The sequence below is a fragment of the Vibrio sp. Vb0349 genome, assembly GCF_033338975.1.
In genome coordinates this window covers 1-1,248 of the sequence record NZ_JAWOTS010000270.1, presented here as the reverse complement: position 1 = coordinate 1,248, position 1,248 = coordinate 1, and the positions used below count along the sequence as shown (strand labels likewise).

Annotated in this window: 1 protein-coding gene; it reads right to left on the bottom strand. The window is 43.3% G+C overall.

The annotated features are described in order from the left end of the window. Positions 1 to 240 precede the first annotated feature (240 nt). Positions 241 to 1,248: transglycosylase SLT domain-containing protein (locus R7Q47_RS25120; protein ID WP_318090033.1), on the bottom strand; the 1,008-nt coding region annotated here is incomplete at its 5' end.

Below are 1,248 nucleotides of genomic sequence, written 5' to 3'. Positions count from 1 at the left end.
TGTGTTTTTGATGATGAAAAATGAATGTGATCTCACTCAAGATCTGTTGAGATTTATCGCAAAATTGCTTGTTATCGGTTAGCAAATCATTAGATTGGATAGAGTACTCAGCTGAAAACGCCTTCGTTTTTAGGGACGTTGTTCAGCCTGCTTTTTAGAGTGGTCAAATTTTAACTAGAATGAAAATGTGACATTAATCACTCTGCAATTTCAAAGTACACTGAATAATAAAAATGCCGCTTAATTAACAAGCGGCATTTTTGTATCTGGCGTTTGAGTGATTTTCCTTATTGGTGTCATAAAGACTGGGTCATCAGGAATCAGCAGCACATTTTCTAGTGTTTTGGCGAGGTCTAAGCTCTCTAGTTGCTTATAGATGACGTAGTAACGGTTCACGCTGGTCACATAACTGACCGTTGAGCTGAGGCTTTTTCGCATGACCACTTCGACATTATTAAACCAAACGTTGGGGTCGTAGCCTTGCTGTGCGGCTCGCTTGCGCATTTTCTCGACATTACCTGGGCCTGCATTGTAAGCCGCCAAGGTAAAGTAAATTTTGTTCTCAGCCGTAATGGCCTTATCGCCAAAGTACTGCCGACGTAAAAACGCTAAGTATTTCGCTCCTGCGTGGATGTTGTTTTCGAGTTGTCGAACATTTTTGATGTTGATGTTTGGATCGCGCGCTGTGCTCGGTAAGACTTGCATTATGCCCACAGCGCCTCTTGTGCCGACTAAGTTGTTATTAAATCCGGACTCTTTATACGCAACCGCCGCAATCAGCAAATAATCCAAGTCATATTTCTCCCCGTAGCGCGAAAACAGCGCTGACAGTTTTTCTAGCTGGGCAATTTTCTTAGGGTTAAGTGCCTTATTGAGCCAATTGGTATTGTCGATGTATTTGCTATATATGACGTTTCCAAGGAGTGTGCCTGAGCGAGATTTTTGGATGAATTTGTTCACCACTGCTTTGAGTTGAGGACTGTTTTGTCGCATTACCCAAGCGATGTTGCCGTTTTTGCGAAGAGGGACTTTCTTATGCGCTTTGATGTCATCCATCGCATTGAGCCAAAGTTTGGCTTTGTGGCTATCTAAAACAATGGCTTTGATATAGCCATTGTTGAGCATGCCGACGAGTTCGTAGTCTTGCAGAGTCCCCTCGCTGAAGTGCACGATAATCGGCGGTAAGCCTTTCTTGTTCAGTGTTTTGTTGCCGGCTTGAATACTTTCAAAGTAGCTGGAACTGGCACG